Source organism: Chryseobacterium sp. WG23 (assembly GCF_024586575.1).
Classification (GTDB): domain Bacteria; phylum Bacteroidota; class Bacteroidia; order Flavobacteriales; family Weeksellaceae; genus Chryseobacterium.
The window spans coordinates 72,257-88,296 of the sequence record NZ_JALCZE010000003.1; the positions used below are offsets into that span (position 1 = coordinate 72,257).

Here is a 16,040-nt window from a genome sequence, read left to right on the forward strand (position 1 = left end):
TTAAAACAATAATTACCTCCGGCTCTCTGCGCAATTATTCCAATCTGATAACAAATGTTATTGCTCTAAGCCTTTCTTCCGAGATAAATTTGTATAAAATTTAAAACAATGAAAGCAGCAGTAGTATTTGAAAAAGGAAGTATTCCTCAATACACAGATTTCCCTGAACCGGAAATTATAACAGATAACGACGTTTTAGTTTCGGTGAAGGCTGCATCTATTAAAAACCTGGACAGAGCCAGAGCCAGTGGAAATCACTATTCTGCTGATAACGAAGCGTTCCAGCCTAAAATTATTGGCTCAGATGGTGTAGGATATCTTGAAAACGGAACTAAAGTATATTTTTTCAGTAAAAAGGGGAGTGTGGCAGAGAAAGTTGTGGCAGACCGGCAATTGGTGGTGCCCATTCCGGAAAACCTTGATTTTTCTGTAGCTGCAGCATTGCCCAATGCAGTGATGGGTTCGGCAATGGGGTTAAAATGCAAAGCGGAAATGCAGCAAGGAGATACCATTTTAATCAATGGTGCAACCGGAATTACGGGAAGGATAGCCGTTCAGATTGCGAAGCTATACGGAGCAGGAAAAGTGATTGTTACCGGAAGAAACGAAGCCGCACTACAATCTCTGCTTGAACTGGGAGGCGATGAAGCTGTTTCTTTACTGCGTGATGATGAAGGTTTTAAACAAAAAATTAAAGAGATCCACGCTGAAACCCCTATTGATGTCATCTTAGATTATATTTGGGGACACTCTGTAGAAATGATCCTGACGGCTCTTAAAGGAGACGGAACATTTTCTCATAAGACAAAATTGGTTTCTGTAGGAGGAATGAGTGGAGACCATATTCAGTTATCTTCACAGATTTTAAGAGGAACAGACATTCAGATTTCAGGATCAGGGCTGGGAAGCTGGACAAAAGAAGAGTCCCAACTTTTATTTTCAGAAATAATTCCGGGAATGTTTCCGGCCGCTACTGAAGGAAAAATTAAAATAGAAACAGAAGTTGTTGATTTAGAATATATTGAATCTGCCTGGAATAAAGAAATTCAAAATGGAAAGAGACTGGTGATAAGAATTTAATAACAATTTGATTTTTTTATCCACAATCCTTTTATCTGTTTTCTTTTTTTACTATTTTTATAATAGAAATTACGAAATGGAAAATTCAAAAAAAAATTGCAACTTTGCATAAATATTTGAATATCAGTTTCAGATGTATCATTAATTAATAAGTTTGCCGAGGTCTGTAAGTAAATTCAGGCATCGGACCGACAAAGAGGACACTATTGGAAGAGTATTTTGGAAATGAACTTGTAAAGAAGTTCGAGGAAATGATGGAAAATAATGATGAATTCTACTTTGACACAGAAGAGTTGGAAGACATTATTGTGTATTATTTGGAGCTGGGAGATTTTAATTACGCTGATATGGCGGTTAATTTTGGTCTCAAACTTCATCCCAATTCTTTAGATATCAAGATTAAAAAGCTTGAAATTCTGTTGGAGTGGGAAGAGTATACTACAGCTAAAGAGCTTATCAATGAGCTGAAAGGTTCCTCTATGGAGCATACAGACTTTTTGGTTTGCTATGCCAAATATTATTCGAACTTAGGAAATCCTAGAAAATCCATTGAAATTTGTAAGAAAGCACTTGAGCTGGGGGAAGAAGAAAACTTCCTTCACAATTTTATTGCAGATGAATATGTGAATCTTGGAGACCCTTTTAACGCTCTTAAACACTATAGAAAAGCATTGAAAGAAGATCCTACTGATGAATATGCATTAGAAAACTGTATGGTGTGCTTCAGTGATTTGAATAAGAGCGAGGAGGCTATTGCCTTTCTTAATGAATATTTAGATGAGTTTTCCTATTCGGAAACCGCTTGGTTCGAATATGGTCAGTTCTATTTTAACAGAAAGAATTTCGAAGAAGCGATCAGGGGATATGATTACCTATTGGCAATCAATTCCAGTTCTGTGGGAGTATATGCAAATAAGGCTGCTTGTTATGAAGCATTGGGGCAATATCAGAAGTCAATTGAAGTATATGAGGAAATGCTTGAGCTGGAATATACAAAAGCATTCACCTTTTATAAGATCGGATTATGCCATAAAGCTTTAAAACAGCCTATTTTAGCATTAAATTCATTTCAGAAATCGCTAAGAGAAGACCCTCAGTTTTATCTTGCGATGATGGAGCAGTCTTATCTGTATGAAGAAATGGGAGGAATGTCCGAAGCGCTGCATTTTGCTAAAGAAGCGACTCAACTGAATGAAAATAACCTTGATTATCAAAAAAGATTGGCGTTTTTATTCATTGATTCAGGAAAATTCGAAGAGAGCCTTTCCTGTCTTAAGAAGCTGGTAGCGGATGAACCTTCAAGATTTTACAACTGGTATGCATATTCGGAAGTATTGATGCTTTTAGGTGAATATGAAGAAGCAGTAACCATTTTAAACAATGCGATTAAAAAACACTACAGAGCTGAATTATTTTATCAGTTAAGTAATTGCTTTTTCAATCTGAAAGAAAAGGATAAAGGAATGGAATCCCTTCAGAAAGCATTAGACCTGGACCCAAGTCTGGCAAAGGATATGCAGAAAAAATATCCATTCATTAAAGACGAAGTGAAAAAGGTGAAAGCCAGTAAGGTTAAGAAGAATTAAACGAAAAGAATCAGGGATACCCCGGGTTCGGTTGAATAATCTTTACATTTAATCTTAATATAAACAGAGATCCTGCAGCAATGCGGGATTTTTTTATGAATGGCTGTATTCGTAAATACGTCTATCAAAAAGAGTATTGGGGAAATTTCCGTTCAAATCTAATGCTGTTTCCTGCTGTAAATTATTTTTTTGGGATAGTTCTCAGGAATATCAATCCGGCAATAATTATCCCTGCTCCTATAAACTGCATATAAGTCAGCTGTTCACCATCTATAATTCCCCAGATAATAGCAACAATTGGCATTACCAAGGTAACCGTAGAAGCAAAAAGAGGTGTAGAAACTTTCAGTAAACGATAGTTCATCATCATGGCCAGTCCTGTTCCGAAGACAGATAAGAGACTGACAAATAATAACCCGAGCATATTGTCCTTCGAAAAAGTAAATTCAGAAAAGAATCCTGTACTTGTTAAAGCAATAAGGGAAGGGAAAAATAAGACAAATGAAAAAACAAAAGCCGACAAGATGGTGGAAGATACCTCCATGAGCTTTGATTTTACAGTGGTGGTACTTACGGCGTAGCATAAAGTAGCCAGTAATAACAGCAAAATAGGAATTATTTTTAATTCTCCACTGCTGCCACCTCCAAAAGCCAGAATACAAACTCCTGTGAAGCTTATCAATGTTCCGAAAATCTGTTTTTTAGTGGTTTCGAACTTCCATATCAGCGCACCCACAATAATAACGAAAATAGGCATCATGGAATTGATAATTCCTGCAATACTGCTGCTTACCTCTGTTTCTGCAATCGGAAATAAGAACATAGGAATAAAATTTCCTGTAAAAGCAGCAAGAATAAGCCATTTTAGGTGCTTTTTTGGGAAAAGTTTATAATTGGAAATAGCAACAGGAAGTAGAATAATTCCTGCAATAAGAACTCTTAATGATCCTACCTGAAACGGATTGAAATGTTCCAGCGATTTTTTAATCAGAATAAATGACGACCCCCAAATAATACTCAGGATAACCAGAAGAACCCATTTTTCTTTATCTGCGTTCATTATTTTTGTGTAAAATTTTTAAAAATTCTTTTTTAGAAATCATACGGGCTCCTAAGCTTTCCAGGTGGTCTGTATGCGTTTGGCAGTCAATTAATTCAATAGTATCTTTATGGTTTTGAACAAAGTGAATAAAGCCCGCCTTTGAAGCATTGCTTACCTTGGCAAACATGCTTTCACCACAAAATAAATTCCCAATCTGTAATCCGTAAAACCCACCTACAAGTTCGTCATTCTGCCAGACTTCTATGCTTTTGGCGAGGCCATATTCATGAAGTTTAATGAAAGATTCCATCAGCTCGTCAGAAAGCCAGGTTCCGTCCTGTCCTTTTCGACTGGTTTGCTGACAGCTTTTAATGACACCTCTGAAGTCCCGGTTCTCTGAAAACGTAAAAACATTTCTGTTCAATATCTTCCGCATAGATTGAGACACTTTTATCTCATCAGGAAATAACACAAACCTTGGATCAGGGCTCCACCATAGAATTTCTTCTCCGGGGTTATACCATGGGAAAATCCCCAATTGGTAAGCAAACCATATCCGTTCCACAGACAGATCGCCCCCAAAGGCAATTAACCCATCCTGACCGTCATACGTTTCAGGGTCAGGAAATGAAATCTCATTTTCGTCTAATCGAACCATTGTAGAAAAAAATCCCACTTAAAAAGCAGGATTTATAGTTGATCTTTATTTCTTAATTAAAAAGGTAAATCATCATCGTCATCTCCGGCAAACGGATTCTCGTTAGAAACAGGAGAAGCTGACTGCTGAGGCATAGCCTGAGTAGGCTCTGATCCATTATCAAAAACTTTTTCTATTTTCCATCCCGTAATAGAGTTGAAGTATTTCGTCTCACCTTGAGGAGAAACCCATTCTCTACCTCTGATGTTGATTCCTACCTTTACGTTCTCTCCTTCCTTAAGATTATCTAATAAACTAATTTTATCAGACAAAAATTCTATGTTTATCGGCTGTGGATACTGTTCTTGAGTTAAAATAACCATTTCTCTTTTTTGAAATCCGCTCGCAAATGTTTGAGCATCAAAAAGTTTCTTTACCGTTCCTTGTAATTCCATATCGTAAATATTAACGATGTAAAAATAAGAAAATGAATCGTAATAATAGCTGCCGGGGAAAAAAAATGTAAAAAAAATATTTTTTTTCCCTGAAAAGTTTGGAGGTAAAGTAAATTGTCCTATATTTGCACTCACAAAAACGAAGCAAGCTCTTTAAAACTTACAATACAAAAAAACCAGCGGATGTGGTGTAATTGGTAGCCACGCCAGACTTAGGATCTGGTGCCGTGAGGCGTGGGGGTTCGAGTCCCTTCATCCGCACTATGCGAAAATAGCTCAGCTGGTAGAGCACAACCTTGCCAAGGTTGGGGTCGCGGGTTCGAATCCCGTTTTTCGCTCCACACCTGCCCTGGTGGTGGAACTGGTAGACACGCAGGACTTAAAATCCTGTGTTCGTAAGAACGTGCGGGTTCAAGTCCCGCCCGGGGTACAAAACCCTCTGTACTTTGTGACGGAGGGTTTTTTGTTTTTATAGAGACTGTTATGTAATTATAAAGTCTTATATTTGTAAGAAATAGAGTTTGTATCTGTGAAAACAGAGCAATACAACCAGCGGATGTGGTGTAATTGGTAGCCACGCCAGACTTAGGATCTGGTGCCGTGAGGCGTGGGGGTTCGAGTCCCTTCATCCGCACTATGCGAAATACTCAATAGGTTGGCTACAGCCTTTGAAAAGATTGGAACTTCAGGTTTGAATCTTTTTTTTCGCTCCACACCTGCCCTGGTGGTGGAACTGGTAGACACGCAGGACTTAAAATCCTGTGTTCGTAAGAACGTGCGGGTTCAAGTCCCGCCCGGGGTACTAAAACCCTCTGTAATATATACGGAGGGTTTTTTATTGTACTATTATTGATAGGGTTTTCCTGGATCATATAATCATATGACAGAAAAATCATATTTAAAATTTTTAAATGATCAACAAAGACCTGAAATAAAAGAATTTAAATATAACTATGACCTTGACTCTAAATAGAGAAGCGATAATACTCCTAAAAATTACTATAACTTAGCAATATCATTTCTCGAGTTGTTCTGGCAAAATATAGAGTTGATGTGGATTTAAAGTATCAAGAACGAGACTTTAGCTTAGAAATTTCCATGGTATAGATTATATTTTATTTACTTTTCAAGATCAATTTGTTATAGATATATCTTTTCTATGCAATAGTTATTAATTACTTTCAGAATTTTGGGGTTCATTATTTTCGACAGAAATACTAGTTTCAGCATCAGTTTGATTATCTGGAAGAAGAAAACTCATTAAAATCAAAAAAACAAATTCTAAACTTAGAACCCAGTACCATTTAAGAAAATTAAAAAGCCATATATAGGGAAGAAGAAAAGAAATAAAAAAGTAAATATTAGTAGTTTTCAGAGTAGACCATTGACCAGATAATACTTTTTTAACATTTTTATTTAAAATTAAAATCAACAAAACTCCACAAATTACAAAAACTGTCTTCCGTAAAAAAGTGCTCGTATAAATGTAAATGTCGCTAAAAAACATTGTTGAAATCACACCAATAAATAGCAATATAAAAATAGTATTTACTATTCTGTAAATCCATTTATAAACTTTATTTTCATCTTTGCTTTCATAGATGTAAGTGAAATTGATGTTTAAAATTCTTTCTTTCTCTATAATGAAATTGTGCCCAGGAATACTTTTTATTTCAAAACCTCCATTATCTAATTTTTTATATCTTTTAGCATCTGATAAAACAATTGTTTGAAGCTGATTTGTTTGTAAATCTAAATAATAATTGATAACTCTTCCTGAATATAACTTTGTAGTGTCATTTTGTTCTGTCAATACGTCTGCTGTAGTATAGGCATAAGTTAAAGTATCATCATTATTTGAATTATATGTACCTTTTACCAGATCTTGCCAATAATTTAGATATTTTAAAACTCCTATAGATTTCACAAATGTTGTACGTGTCACTAGGTAGGTGATAATTCCTAAAATGATTGATAATATATAAATGGAAATCATTAAAAGAAAAAAGTGCTTATAAACATCTTTATCTTTTATTGAAAATTTTTTATCTGGATCTGGAAGTTTGTTATTAGATAGATCATTAAAAGTATCCCAAATCGTTTTATAAGAAATTGAAGGTAGTAAATCTAAGTTTAATATATTTTTTAAAAAAAGGAAAATAGAAAAAGTAGCAAGTAATATGATAATGCTTGTCAAAATTGTCCAAATAAATCTTTCAAATAGATTGCCTTTATCAAATTCTTTTGAATATTCTCTTATAAAAAGAAATTTCCGGAAAATGATTCCCGGAAATAAAAATATCATTAAATAGACAATAGTATTTAAAGCTATATTAAATTCCATAGACTTAATTTACAACAATTGTTACTTCTTTATTATTTTTTAAAGTAATTTTATGGGGTTTGTTGTCATTGTCCGCTTTTAATTGTGCGACCATTTTCTCTAACTTTTCTTTGTCCTGTGGATCAGAAAATTTATCCATAAAGTCTTTATTAAATAAAGGATCTTCAGCAACTAAAGATGCTGTAGTTTTAAATAAAGATTCTATCAAAAAGAACATATTGTTGACAATTCTAACCATTTTATTATGTTTTTTCATTACAAAGATATATACAAAAAGTTATCCACAAATATTGTGTACTAATTATTTTTTTTTAAATTTATGATTGATTCTATAAATTGTTTACAAAAATATTCTTGTTTAACGCCAAAACTTGACGCATAATAGTTTTAATTTTGTCATCGACTTATTAATGCTGTATATTCCTTTCCAGTTTTTCCAGTCTCTCAAAAATACTCTCAAAAATATTCTTTTCAGCAGTGGAAACATAGCCCACAATCTTATAAAGCTCCTGTTTGCCTCTATGGGCTGGATTGTTTCCAACAGCATATTGTAAACGGCCATTGGTATGTACTAATAAACGGCTGTTCAAATCACTTTTTACATCTGCTTTATTCAGGAATAAAATATCTCCATACTGATAGGGTGATAACACCTGATTTTCAGTCGTAAATTCATACAGCCAATCTACCGATGCTAATATTTTTTGCAAAACCGTTGTATTTTGAATATTGTTTTCCGGCGCTTTTGTTTCATCGCTATCCTCTATAGCTAATTCCGGGAAAAGCATCAGCTGATTGATATCTGAAACATTGGCTAACTGATGTACCTGTACGGCTTCGGTGAGAAGCTTATCAAGACTAAGGTTAAAATGGTTGGCAACCTTTAGTATCGTTTCTATTTTAGGCTCAGCGCGGCCTTCTTCATAAGAGCTTATTACCCCTCTGCTTAAATCAAATAAATCGGCAAATGCCTTTTGGCTTAATCCTTTTGCCTGTCTGATTTTCTTTACATTACTTCCAAAAAAACTCAAATTGTCTAATTTTTTTTGCAAAAATAGAGCATTTTAAAGTATATGATGGATAAAAACATTTGCATTTGGAGATTTGCAGCATATCTGTACCCATAATATTCCATTCTTCTGTATCTGTATCCAAAGGTAAATCCTCCATAATTTTGTTTCATTAAATCATGATATTATGGAAACAACCATTCAACATCACGGGCAGCTTCAATATGCTGAAGTTTATATTTCAGATATGTTGGCGCTGAAAAAATTATTTCTACAGACACAGAACACTTCAAAGATAAGTCCGGATTTTGGAGTTCCGTTTTTCCTGGCAAAAAAGGGTGATGAAATTGTTTCATTTGCCAGTCTTATTATAAATACAAAAGGAGAAATTGCCTTTAAAATCTATGATAAAAAGGGAATCTCCGAGGCAGAAAAGAAAAGATTTTCTTTAAAAGTGGAAGCTTATTTCAAAAAGAATACAACGCCCAATTTTCGAAATCCGGAACAGTTAAAAAGCAGCATTAAAAGCATGATTAGCTGGCTGGATTTTTAATAAAGCATAGATAAAAGTGTACTTTTACGTAAAACCCTGATCAATGTCTAAAGATGTTTTGTATCTAAAAATAGCCAATGCTGTTACCGAACAGATTAAAACCGAAACCTTGCAGTTTGGAGACAGGCTGCCATCGCTAAGAAGTGCCCAGAAATTGCATAATGTTAGCTTAAACACTGTAAAACAGGCATATATGGAGCTGGAGAGCCGGTCTCTGGTGGAATCACGCCCAAAATATGGTTATTACGTAAGCCAGACTTCCCAGCGAAAACTGGCATTGCCTTCTATTGCAAAGATGAAAGTTTCAGAAGGACAAAAAACACCGGAAGACCTTATTGGCAAAGTATTCGGAACCATCGCCGGAACAGATGTTACTCAGTTTGCACTGGGTATTCCCGGAAAAAGCCTTCTTCCTGTGGCTAAAATGAAGAAGTGTATGATTAACGTAATGAAGAAGAGCAGTGATAGCGGGACCAATTATGAGCCGGTACAGGGAAGTGAAAATCTTCGCCGGGAAATTGCCAAATGGTCGATTGTAATGGAAGGGAAAATTACAGAGGACGACCTTGTCATCACTTCCGGAGCGATGAACGGAGTCTATAACTGTCTGATGGCGGTTACCCAGCCCGGGGATTCCGTAGCCATTGAAAGTCCCGTATATTTTGGAATACTGCAGGCGATTCACCTGCTGGGATTGAAGGCGGTGGAAATTCCAACGCATCCTATCACCGGAGTAGATCTGGATGCTTTAAAAAAAGTACTGCCAAAGATTTCTGCTTGCTGCTTTGTCGTTAATTATAATAATCCGCTGGGATTTCAGATGCCTGATGAGAACAAAAAGGAACTGGTAAGAATGCTTACCGAATATAATGTTCCTTTGGTGGAAGATGATGTTTATGGAAATATTTACTTTGGAGCAGGAAGACCCAAGCCCTGTAAATTCTATGATGAAGCCGGAATTGTAATGTGGGTGGGATCTGTTTCTAAAACGTTGGCCCCGGGATATCGTGTAGGCTGGGTAGCCCCGGGGAAATTTAAAGATAAGATTATCCGTCAGAAACTGGTTCAGACAGTTTCTAGTCCGTCTTTATTTTCAGATGTCATTGCTGATTTTCTTGAACATGGGCGGTACGACCATCATTTGAGAATGTTCAGGAAAAAACTGTATGCCAATTACCTGCAGATTCAGAAATCTGTTACCCAATATTTTCCGGATAACACCAAAATTTCAGAACCGAAAGGAGGTTTTATGCTGTGGCTGGAACTGGATCAGAGGATCTGTACGGAAGACCTTTATGATGAGGCATTAAGCCAGAAAGTAAACTTTGCCCCCGGCAGAATGTTTTCACAATATAACCAGTATCAGAACTGTATGAGGCTGAATTATGCCCTGGAATGGACAGACCGTGTAGAAAGTGACCTGGAGAAACTTGGTAAAATGATAAAAAATAAAATTTAATACACCCATAGAGATGAATGATATCAATAATGAAGTACAAATTATAGCCTATGAATCTCAATATAAAGAAGCTTTCAGAGCTTTAAATGAAGAATGGATTAGTAATTTCTTTGTGATGGAGCCCGGTGATTATAAACTGCTGGATCATCCTGAAGAACATATCTTGCAGAAAGGAGGTCATATTGCTTTTGCCCTGCTTAATGGAGAAGCCGTGGGAACATGTGCATTAGTAAGAAACAGTAATGAGCCCCTTATTTTTGAACTTTCAAAAATGGCAGTAAGTCCAAAAGCACAGGGAAAGAAAATTGGATATCTGCTGGGAAATACTTTAATAGAGAAAGCTAGGGAGCTAAAGGCTGAGAAAGTGTTTCTGGAAACCAATTCAATTCTGGTTCCAGCCATAAAACTGTACGAAAAACTTGGATTTAAGCATATGCCGGTTACCAATGCGGGATATGACCGTGTGGATGTACAGATGGAATTAGATTTTAAAAACTGATAAAAAAAAATATTAGAACAAGGACATTATATCCGAGTTCTAATATCAAAAATTAAATCTAATTGCTTTACTGTTATTTCTTAATGAAGGTCTTTGTCAGTGAGTTTTTACTTCCGCTAAGTTTAATGAAGTATATACCAGCCGGAAGGGGTTCAATATTTATTTTTTCGTTGTAATACCCATTGGAAGATTTCAAATGAAGACTTGAAATAATCATCCCTTTAGCATCAATGATTTCTGCCTTAGATTCCTTATCTTCAGAGGTGTATAGGATGGTTATGCTTGCTGAAGCAGGATTGGGATAGATGGTGAAATCATCAGTATTTCTCCTTATTTCTTTAGCTCCTAAAACACCGTTTGAACAAACTGGAATTCTGTTTATCCCATCAATTCCCCAAGTGGATTGTACCGGAATACACAACCAGTTCAGTACCGTTGGAAAATGATCTGTTTCTCTTGTTGTAGAGGTGTAGTCAGAGATTTTAAAACTGGCGGAGGTATTGACACTATAAGCCGGAGATCCTGTTATGGTCATGTGATTGGAATTGGGACCTGAATCTGTGATGGTATTTCCTGAGGTATGATCACACTTCCAGTTGGCCAGCAGCTGAGAATAATAAGGATGTGAAGGGGTAATATCCTGATGGGCCCAGTTAACGATTACATTATTCGGAAGAGCAGATTTCCAGATTCTGATGTCTTTATAAGACGCGGGAAGGTTGAGTCCATACGTGTTGGTTCCATCCTGATTTAACGTTAATGGAAGACCGGAATCAATATTTCCGATGGTATTCATATTGGCAAAAGTGACCGGAACACCATCTTCATATAAAGTGACAAGGCCGTCTCTATCAAAACTGGCGGCAATATGCTTCCACTTATTGGTTTCTACCTTTCCTCCTACCAGGTCAATTCTGTTTGTTCCATCACCAATATTCATTTTAAAGGTCTGCCCGGAATATCCTGAGACCACAAGCCCTTTGTTTTTTCCGCTGGCCCAGTTTTTATTCCCAATCATGACAGGGTCGCTGGAATAGGCAGCATTGGGTTTCACCCAAAATTCAATGGTAAAATCCTGGTTCGCTCCAAAGTTGAAAAAATTCTGATTTGTTGGCTTTGCATAAGTTCCAGCCGGGAAACTCAGCTGATTGAAAGTTTTATTGGACTCTAAAACCGTTTTACTGATCTGCTGAGGAGTAAATCCTGGATTGGAATACACGGTAAAAATATTTCTCTCCGAAAGGTTTCCCCCGCCATGCGAGCTGTCTACCGCACCGTGATCTGTAGTTAAAACAACCAGCCAATCCTCATTTTGATAACTGTTTCTGTTTTTCATCGCGCTCACAATCTCTCCGATATATGAGTCTGTGGTCTGAATAGAAGATACATATTGCGGAACAGCTGAAGAAAAGCCATAAGAATGCCCTGCATGGTCTACATCATCAAAATCTACAAACAGAATATCAGGGTTGTCATTTTGCAGCGCATTGACTGCTGCGTTTTTCACAGCAAGATCCGTTGCCAGATTAGACTTCACATCTGCATTCTGAATAATTTTATCATTGATAGGCGCCCAATGTGCGAGGGAAATTGTTCTTAAATTAGGGTTATGGCTTTCTGCTCTTGCCAAAAAGTCAGGATAATTTACATAATTGGGATTGGTAAAATTATTATCCTGCACATTATGTTTGGGGTGCCAAACGCCAGTAAGCATGGTGCTCCATCCGTTTCCGCTCCATGTAGTGGCAGCGCAAAGCCCGTCAAGAGAATAAATAGACTGGTTGATGAGGCTCTTGATGTTTGGAGTATTGGCAGACATCATGACGTCTGCCCGACATCCGTCGATACCAATAAAAAGAACTTTTTTGGTCTGAGCTCCAAGGAAGCAGCTCATCACAACAGCCATTGAGAATAGTTTTGTTTTCATGGGATAAGGATTTAATGAAAAGTTTACAAATAGTAATTTATTTTTAACTATTGTAAAATTAGTTTACTATTTGTAAATATATGTAAACAGAAAATTAATTAATTGATAAGTAAATAGTTTATAAAATGTAATCTCAATAAGTAGAAAATCAAACATTTTTTATAAATAGCCAATCGAAGGAACTAAAATTCCCCCTTTTCCGGAGTGATGACGGAGCGGTTCACTTTTTACTTATTAAAAAACAAACGACACAAAACACTTGTGCCATTTGTATTACATAAAGTTGAAAAAGAAGTTGTTAAAGAATATGTTCAGCTTCAGAGATTGTATTTAGGATATAATCGGGTTTTGCTTTCTCCAGCTCTGTTCTGCTTTGGGCACCGGAAAGCACGGCGATGGTTAGCCCGCATCCTGCATTTTTTCCTTCTTCAATATCAATCACGGAATCACCAGCCTTTAAGACCTTTTTGGGTTCCGTGATATTGAATTTTTTCATAGCCAGATTGATCATCTCCGGACTCGGTCTGCTTTCTGAAACATCATCAGCAGTGATCAGAGCATCAAAATGTACGTTTTCTTTCCACTGTAATTTATCTAACAGCTGTTGGGCAATTTCAGCGGTATATCCTGTATTGAGAACCACTTTTTTGTTTTGGGCTTTCATGGTAAGAAGAAAATTTTCTGTACCGTTGATGGGTTTTACATCAAGATCACGGTAAGCTTCCTTTAATTTTTCGGAAAAGTTTTCAAAAATAAAAGGGGCATCATTTCCATTACCCTTAATATCCTTCAAAAGACTTGTGATGGCCTCCAGCTTTTCCATTCCGGCGCAGGTTCTAAGAACTTTTTCTAGGCTCACAGAATAACCGTGGCTGTTGACAGCCTCTGTTAAGGTTTTATACACTACATTGTCCTCATCAATTGTTGTTCCGGCCATATCCAGAACCAGTAATTCTATATTTTTCATTGAATTTTTATGCGTAAATTTTTTCTATGCTAAACTTGGAGAACCCTCCGCTTCCGGTCATTCCTTTTCCTCCGATACCCGTTATAATGTGGATATTCGGAGAGGGGCTGTATTCGAAAATATCTTTCGTCTTGCACTGGGAATACACTCCAAACCATCTTCTCTGAATTTCATACGTAGGAAGGTCAATTATTTTTTTTGCTTCATGGATCATGAATTCATCAATTTCCATATTGAGATCATATCCAAGGTCGTCCGCATTTTTAGCATCAGCATACTCATGGGAATCACCAAGAATGATAGAGCCGTCAAGAGCTTGCTTAAAAAGAATATGAACGCCATATTTCTTCTCAAATGAATGAGGATCTTCCAGTGATTTGATTTTTTGAAAAGAAGGACATTCACTGAATGATTCATATCTTCTGACGGAAAGTCCGGTAAGAATATTTCCCTGAAGAGAATAGATTCCCTGGGGTTTGGTTTGCAGCATCTGCAGTTTGCTTACTTCCAGGTCGCTTTCATTGAATACTTTAGGGTATAATGTTTTAAATTCATGTCCCCCGCAGATGATAATCCGGGAAGCAGAAAATTCTGTTCCTTCAGCAGTGATCACAGTACATTTCCGGTCATCTTCACCTGTTTCAATAACTGTGGTGTTGTAGAAGATCTCCAGCCCCATTTTTTCCTGTAAAAGCTTGTGAAGTTTTACAATCATATCTGCAGAGTCTACGGAAAGCTCCTGGGGAAAGAACAACCCTCCTTTGCAATAATCCGAGCGTAGGCCGTCAAACTTCTTGATACAGTCATTTTTAGATAATAAAACAGATTCATAATCGTTGTTTCTGTTGATTTCATAGAGTTCTTCAATAAGCTGAAGCTCTTCAGCATCAGAAGCAATGTATACAGAGCCGTTTTGCCTGATAGTAAGGTCTGTCTGAGCATGAAGTTCATTATATATAGCAAGGCTTTCTCTCCCGAAATTCTGCCATTTAAGATCCATTCCGGATGGTACTACCTGTCCAAAGTTTCTTACCGTTGCCCCTTGAGGCAGCGCATTTCTTTCCAGTAAAGCTACTTTCAGATTTTTCTTCAGGGCATGATAGGCATGGAATGTTCCTAAGATTCCGCCTCCCACAATGAGTAAATCAAATTTTGTTTTCATTTTACTATAATTTATAAGATTTTCGAAGTATCGAAATTGATGTATTGATTAGAATTAGAATTGGGTTTTGCCTTTTTTTTAAAAGCCAGAAAGGCAATAACCGAAAGAATTAAAACACTGACTGTAATGATATAATTCAGACTGATATAAAAGCTGAGCCACGAAGTCTGCGCAGAACCGAAATTCTTATACAGTAAGATCAGAACACTTCCCAGATACCCAAAGGAATCTACCGTATAGATCAGAAAGCCTACATTGCCTTTAATATCAAATGCGGCAATCATCCGGTCAAAATAAATTCCATTAAAAGGAATATAGCAGATATACATTCCAAATCCGGAGATGGTCATCCATAAAAACGGAGATAATGAATTCTGTTGGAAGAGATAGGTGGAAAGCCCCACCGTTAAAATTCCGGCAAAGAGGATATAGTGATAATAAGCAAAAGCCTTTTTATTGTTTTTAACCTTTACCATACAGCTTAAAATCAAAAGAACCATAATGGCAATGGGGATTTCTGTTAATGTAAAAATAGAACTGTCAAATGTAAAGTGAAGACCGTCCCAGATCTCGCGGTTAAAATTATCTCTGAAATCCCTTAAAACAGTTAAACAGATATAAAGAAAAATAATGCAGACAACAGGGATAAAAAACTGACGGATAAGCTCTTTCCTTTCTTTTCCGTTAAGAGGCTTTCTTTTACTTTTAAGCTGAATATCTTCTTCAGTGGGTTTCGGAATCTTTTCCAGAAGAATTCCTGAAATAAGCAAAGGGACAATAAAAATCAGTCCGGCAGAAAAAGGCATCCAGAATTCTGAAATAGCAAAAGTATCCATCAAAAACTTTCCTACAGACTTTGTAAATCCTGAAGAAACCACAAAGCTTGAGCACAGAAATAATCCGATAATTTCAGTTGTTTTACGGCCTTCTATGTAGGAAAAAACAATACCCCAGATCATTCCCAGCGGAATACCATTGAGAAACATAAAAAGAATATTATAAGGAGCAGGAATAATTGCAAACCCTAATAAAGAAAGTTCTGCGATGGCAATAAAGGAAAATAAATAATGCAGCCTTTTTGCAGGTTTTAGTTCAGAAATGAATTTAATTCCAATGAATTTCGAAATAAAATACCCTACAGCCTGGGCAATGATAATCAGGATCTTATAATCTACTCCGAAGTAAGATAGTTCTTCGAAAGAGGCTACGGTAAAAGGTTTTCTGAAACCGTACATGCAGAAGTAAACACCAAAAGCGGCAAAAGCAGCTTTCAGTGTTACCAGTGTTTTAGGATTGATTGTTCTGGTCATTATTTGGGT

The 16,040-nt window shown here is 36.5% G+C and carries 15 protein-coding genes and 5 tRNA genes; 10 read left to right on the forward strand and 10 right to left on the reverse strand.

All coding sequences use genetic code 11. From position 1 onward, the window contains the following. Nucleotides 1-108: 108 nt before the first annotated feature. Nucleotides 109-1,080, forward strand: coding sequence for a zinc-binding alcohol dehydrogenase family protein (locus MP477_RS05520; protein ID WP_257189521.1), 972 nt, complete (start codon nucleotides 109-111; stop codon nucleotides 1,078-1,080). Nucleotides 1,081-1,286: 206 nt separating this feature from the next. Further along, the gene (locus MP477_RS05525; RefSeq protein ID WP_230033034.1) at nucleotides 1,287-2,666 is read left to right on the forward strand and encodes a tetratricopeptide repeat protein; all 1,380 of its coding nucleotides are present in this window, start codon (nucleotides 1,287-1,289) and stop codon (nucleotides 2,664-2,666) included. 181 nt (nucleotides 2,667-2,847) lie between these two features. On the opposite strand, the gene MP477_RS05530 is transcribed toward MP477_RS05525, so the two are convergent. Genes MP477_RS05530 through MP477_RS05540 form a run of 3 tightly spaced genes read right to left on the reverse strand, consistent with a single transcriptional unit; the run spans nucleotide 2,848 to nucleotide 4,800 of the window. Beyond that, nucleotides 2,848-3,726 (reverse strand): DMT family transporter, encoded by an 879-nt coding sequence (locus tag MP477_RS05530; RefSeq protein ID WP_257189522.1) that lies wholly within the window; start codon nucleotides 3,724-3,726, stop codon nucleotides 2,848-2,850. Then, nucleotides 3,713-4,366 (reverse strand): leucyl/phenylalanyl-tRNA--protein transferase, encoded by a 654-nt coding sequence (aat, locus tag MP477_RS05535; protein ID WP_257189523.1) that lies wholly within the window; start codon nucleotides 4,364-4,366, stop codon nucleotides 3,713-3,715. Before aat ends, MP477_RS05530 begins: the two co-directional genes overlap by 14 nt. A gap of 56 nt (nucleotides 4,367-4,422) precedes the next feature. Continuing rightward, the gene (locus tag MP477_RS05540; RefSeq protein WP_230033019.1) at nucleotides 4,423-4,800 is read right to left on the reverse strand and encodes a DUF3127 domain-containing protein; all 378 of its coding nucleotides are present in this window, start codon (nucleotides 4,798-4,800) and stop codon (nucleotides 4,423-4,425) included. 179 nt (nucleotides 4,801-4,979) lie between these two features. On the opposite strand from MP477_RS05540, the gene MP477_RS05545 reads away from it, so the two are divergent. From MP477_RS05545 to MP477_RS05565, 5 genes are all read left to right on the forward strand, one after another. Beyond that, nucleotides 4,980-5,061: transfer RNA gene (locus tag MP477_RS05545), tRNA-Leu, on the forward strand. 4 nt (nucleotides 5,062-5,065) lie between these two features. Next, nucleotides 5,066-5,141, forward strand: a tRNA-Gly gene (locus MP477_RS05550). Between the two features lie 5 nt (nucleotides 5,142-5,146). Further along, nucleotides 5,147-5,230 (forward strand) — tRNA-Leu (locus MP477_RS05555). A 122-nt stretch (nucleotides 5,231-5,352) separates the two neighbouring features. Then, nucleotides 5,353-5,434: transfer RNA gene (locus MP477_RS05560), tRNA-Leu, on the forward strand. Between the two features lie 84 nt (nucleotides 5,435-5,518). Beyond that, nucleotides 5,519-5,602 (forward strand) — tRNA-Leu (locus MP477_RS05565). Between the two features lie 369 nt (nucleotides 5,603-5,971). Here the strand turns inward: MP477_RS05565 and MP477_RS05570 are convergent. The 3 genes from MP477_RS05570 to MP477_RS05580 all read right to left on the reverse strand — a co-directional run bounded on the left by MP477_RS05570 (nucleotide 5,972) and on the right by MP477_RS05580 (nucleotide 8,196). Continuing rightward, complete coding sequence (locus MP477_RS05570; protein ID WP_257189524.1) at nucleotides 5,972-7,144, reverse strand: hypothetical protein; 1,173 nt, start codon at nucleotides 7,142-7,144, stop codon at nucleotides 5,972-5,974. A gap of 4 nt (nucleotides 7,145-7,148) precedes the next feature. Next, nucleotides 7,149-7,400 (reverse strand): hypothetical protein, encoded by a 252-nt coding sequence (locus MP477_RS05575; RefSeq protein WP_257189525.1) that lies wholly within the window; start codon nucleotides 7,398-7,400, stop codon nucleotides 7,149-7,151. 151 nt (nucleotides 7,401-7,551) lie between these two features. Then, nucleotides 7,552-8,196 carry a helix-turn-helix domain-containing protein gene (locus tag MP477_RS05580; RefSeq protein WP_257189526.1) on the reverse strand — a complete coding sequence of 215 codons (645 nt, stop codon included), beginning with the start codon at nucleotides 8,194-8,196 and terminating at the stop codon, nucleotides 7,552-7,554. Between the two features lie 145 nt (nucleotides 8,197-8,341). Between MP477_RS05580 and MP477_RS05585 the strand changes: the two genes are divergently transcribed. The 3 genes from MP477_RS05585 to MP477_RS05595 are packed head-to-tail and all read left to right on the forward strand — an operon-like array spanning nucleotide 8,342 to nucleotide 10,665. After that, the gene (locus MP477_RS05585) at nucleotides 8,342-8,707 is read left to right on the forward strand and encodes a hypothetical protein (protein WP_257189527.1); all 366 of its coding nucleotides are present in this window, start codon (nucleotides 8,342-8,344) and stop codon (nucleotides 8,705-8,707) included. A 43-nt stretch (nucleotides 8,708-8,750) separates the two neighbouring features. Next, the gene (locus tag MP477_RS05590; protein ID WP_257189528.1) at nucleotides 8,751-10,166 is read left to right on the forward strand and encodes a PLP-dependent aminotransferase family protein; all 1,416 of its coding nucleotides are present in this window, start codon (nucleotides 8,751-8,753) and stop codon (nucleotides 10,164-10,166) included. 13 nt (nucleotides 10,167-10,179) lie between these two features. Continuing rightward, the gene (locus MP477_RS05595) at nucleotides 10,180-10,665 is read left to right on the forward strand and encodes a GNAT family N-acetyltransferase (protein ID WP_257189529.1); all 486 of its coding nucleotides are present in this window, start codon (nucleotides 10,180-10,182) and stop codon (nucleotides 10,663-10,665) included. Between the two features lie 73 nt (nucleotides 10,666-10,738). On the opposite strand, the gene MP477_RS05600 is transcribed toward MP477_RS05595, so the two are convergent. From MP477_RS05600 to MP477_RS05615, 4 genes are all read right to left on the reverse strand, one after another. Continuing rightward, nucleotides 10,739-12,592 carry an alkaline phosphatase family protein gene (locus MP477_RS05600; protein ID WP_257189530.1) on the reverse strand — a complete coding sequence of 618 codons (1,854 nt, stop codon included), beginning with the start codon at nucleotides 12,590-12,592 and terminating at the stop codon, nucleotides 10,739-10,741. 298 nt (nucleotides 12,593-12,890) lie between these two features. Then, the gene (locus MP477_RS05605) at nucleotides 12,891-13,559 is read right to left on the reverse strand and encodes an HAD-IA family hydrolase (protein ID WP_257189531.1); all 669 of its coding nucleotides are present in this window, start codon (nucleotides 13,557-13,559) and stop codon (nucleotides 12,891-12,893) included. Between the two features lie 7 nt (nucleotides 13,560-13,566). Beyond that, nucleotides 13,567-14,721 (reverse strand): TIGR03364 family FAD-dependent oxidoreductase, encoded by a 1,155-nt coding sequence (locus tag MP477_RS05610; RefSeq protein ID WP_257189532.1) that lies wholly within the window; start codon nucleotides 14,719-14,721, stop codon nucleotides 13,567-13,569. A gap of 11 nt (nucleotides 14,722-14,732) precedes the next feature. Then, entirely contained in the window at nucleotides 14,733-16,031 is a 1,299-nt protein-coding gene (locus tag MP477_RS05615; RefSeq protein ID WP_257189533.1) for a DUF5690 family protein, read from the reverse strand. Nucleotides 16,032-16,040 lie beyond the last annotated feature (9 nt).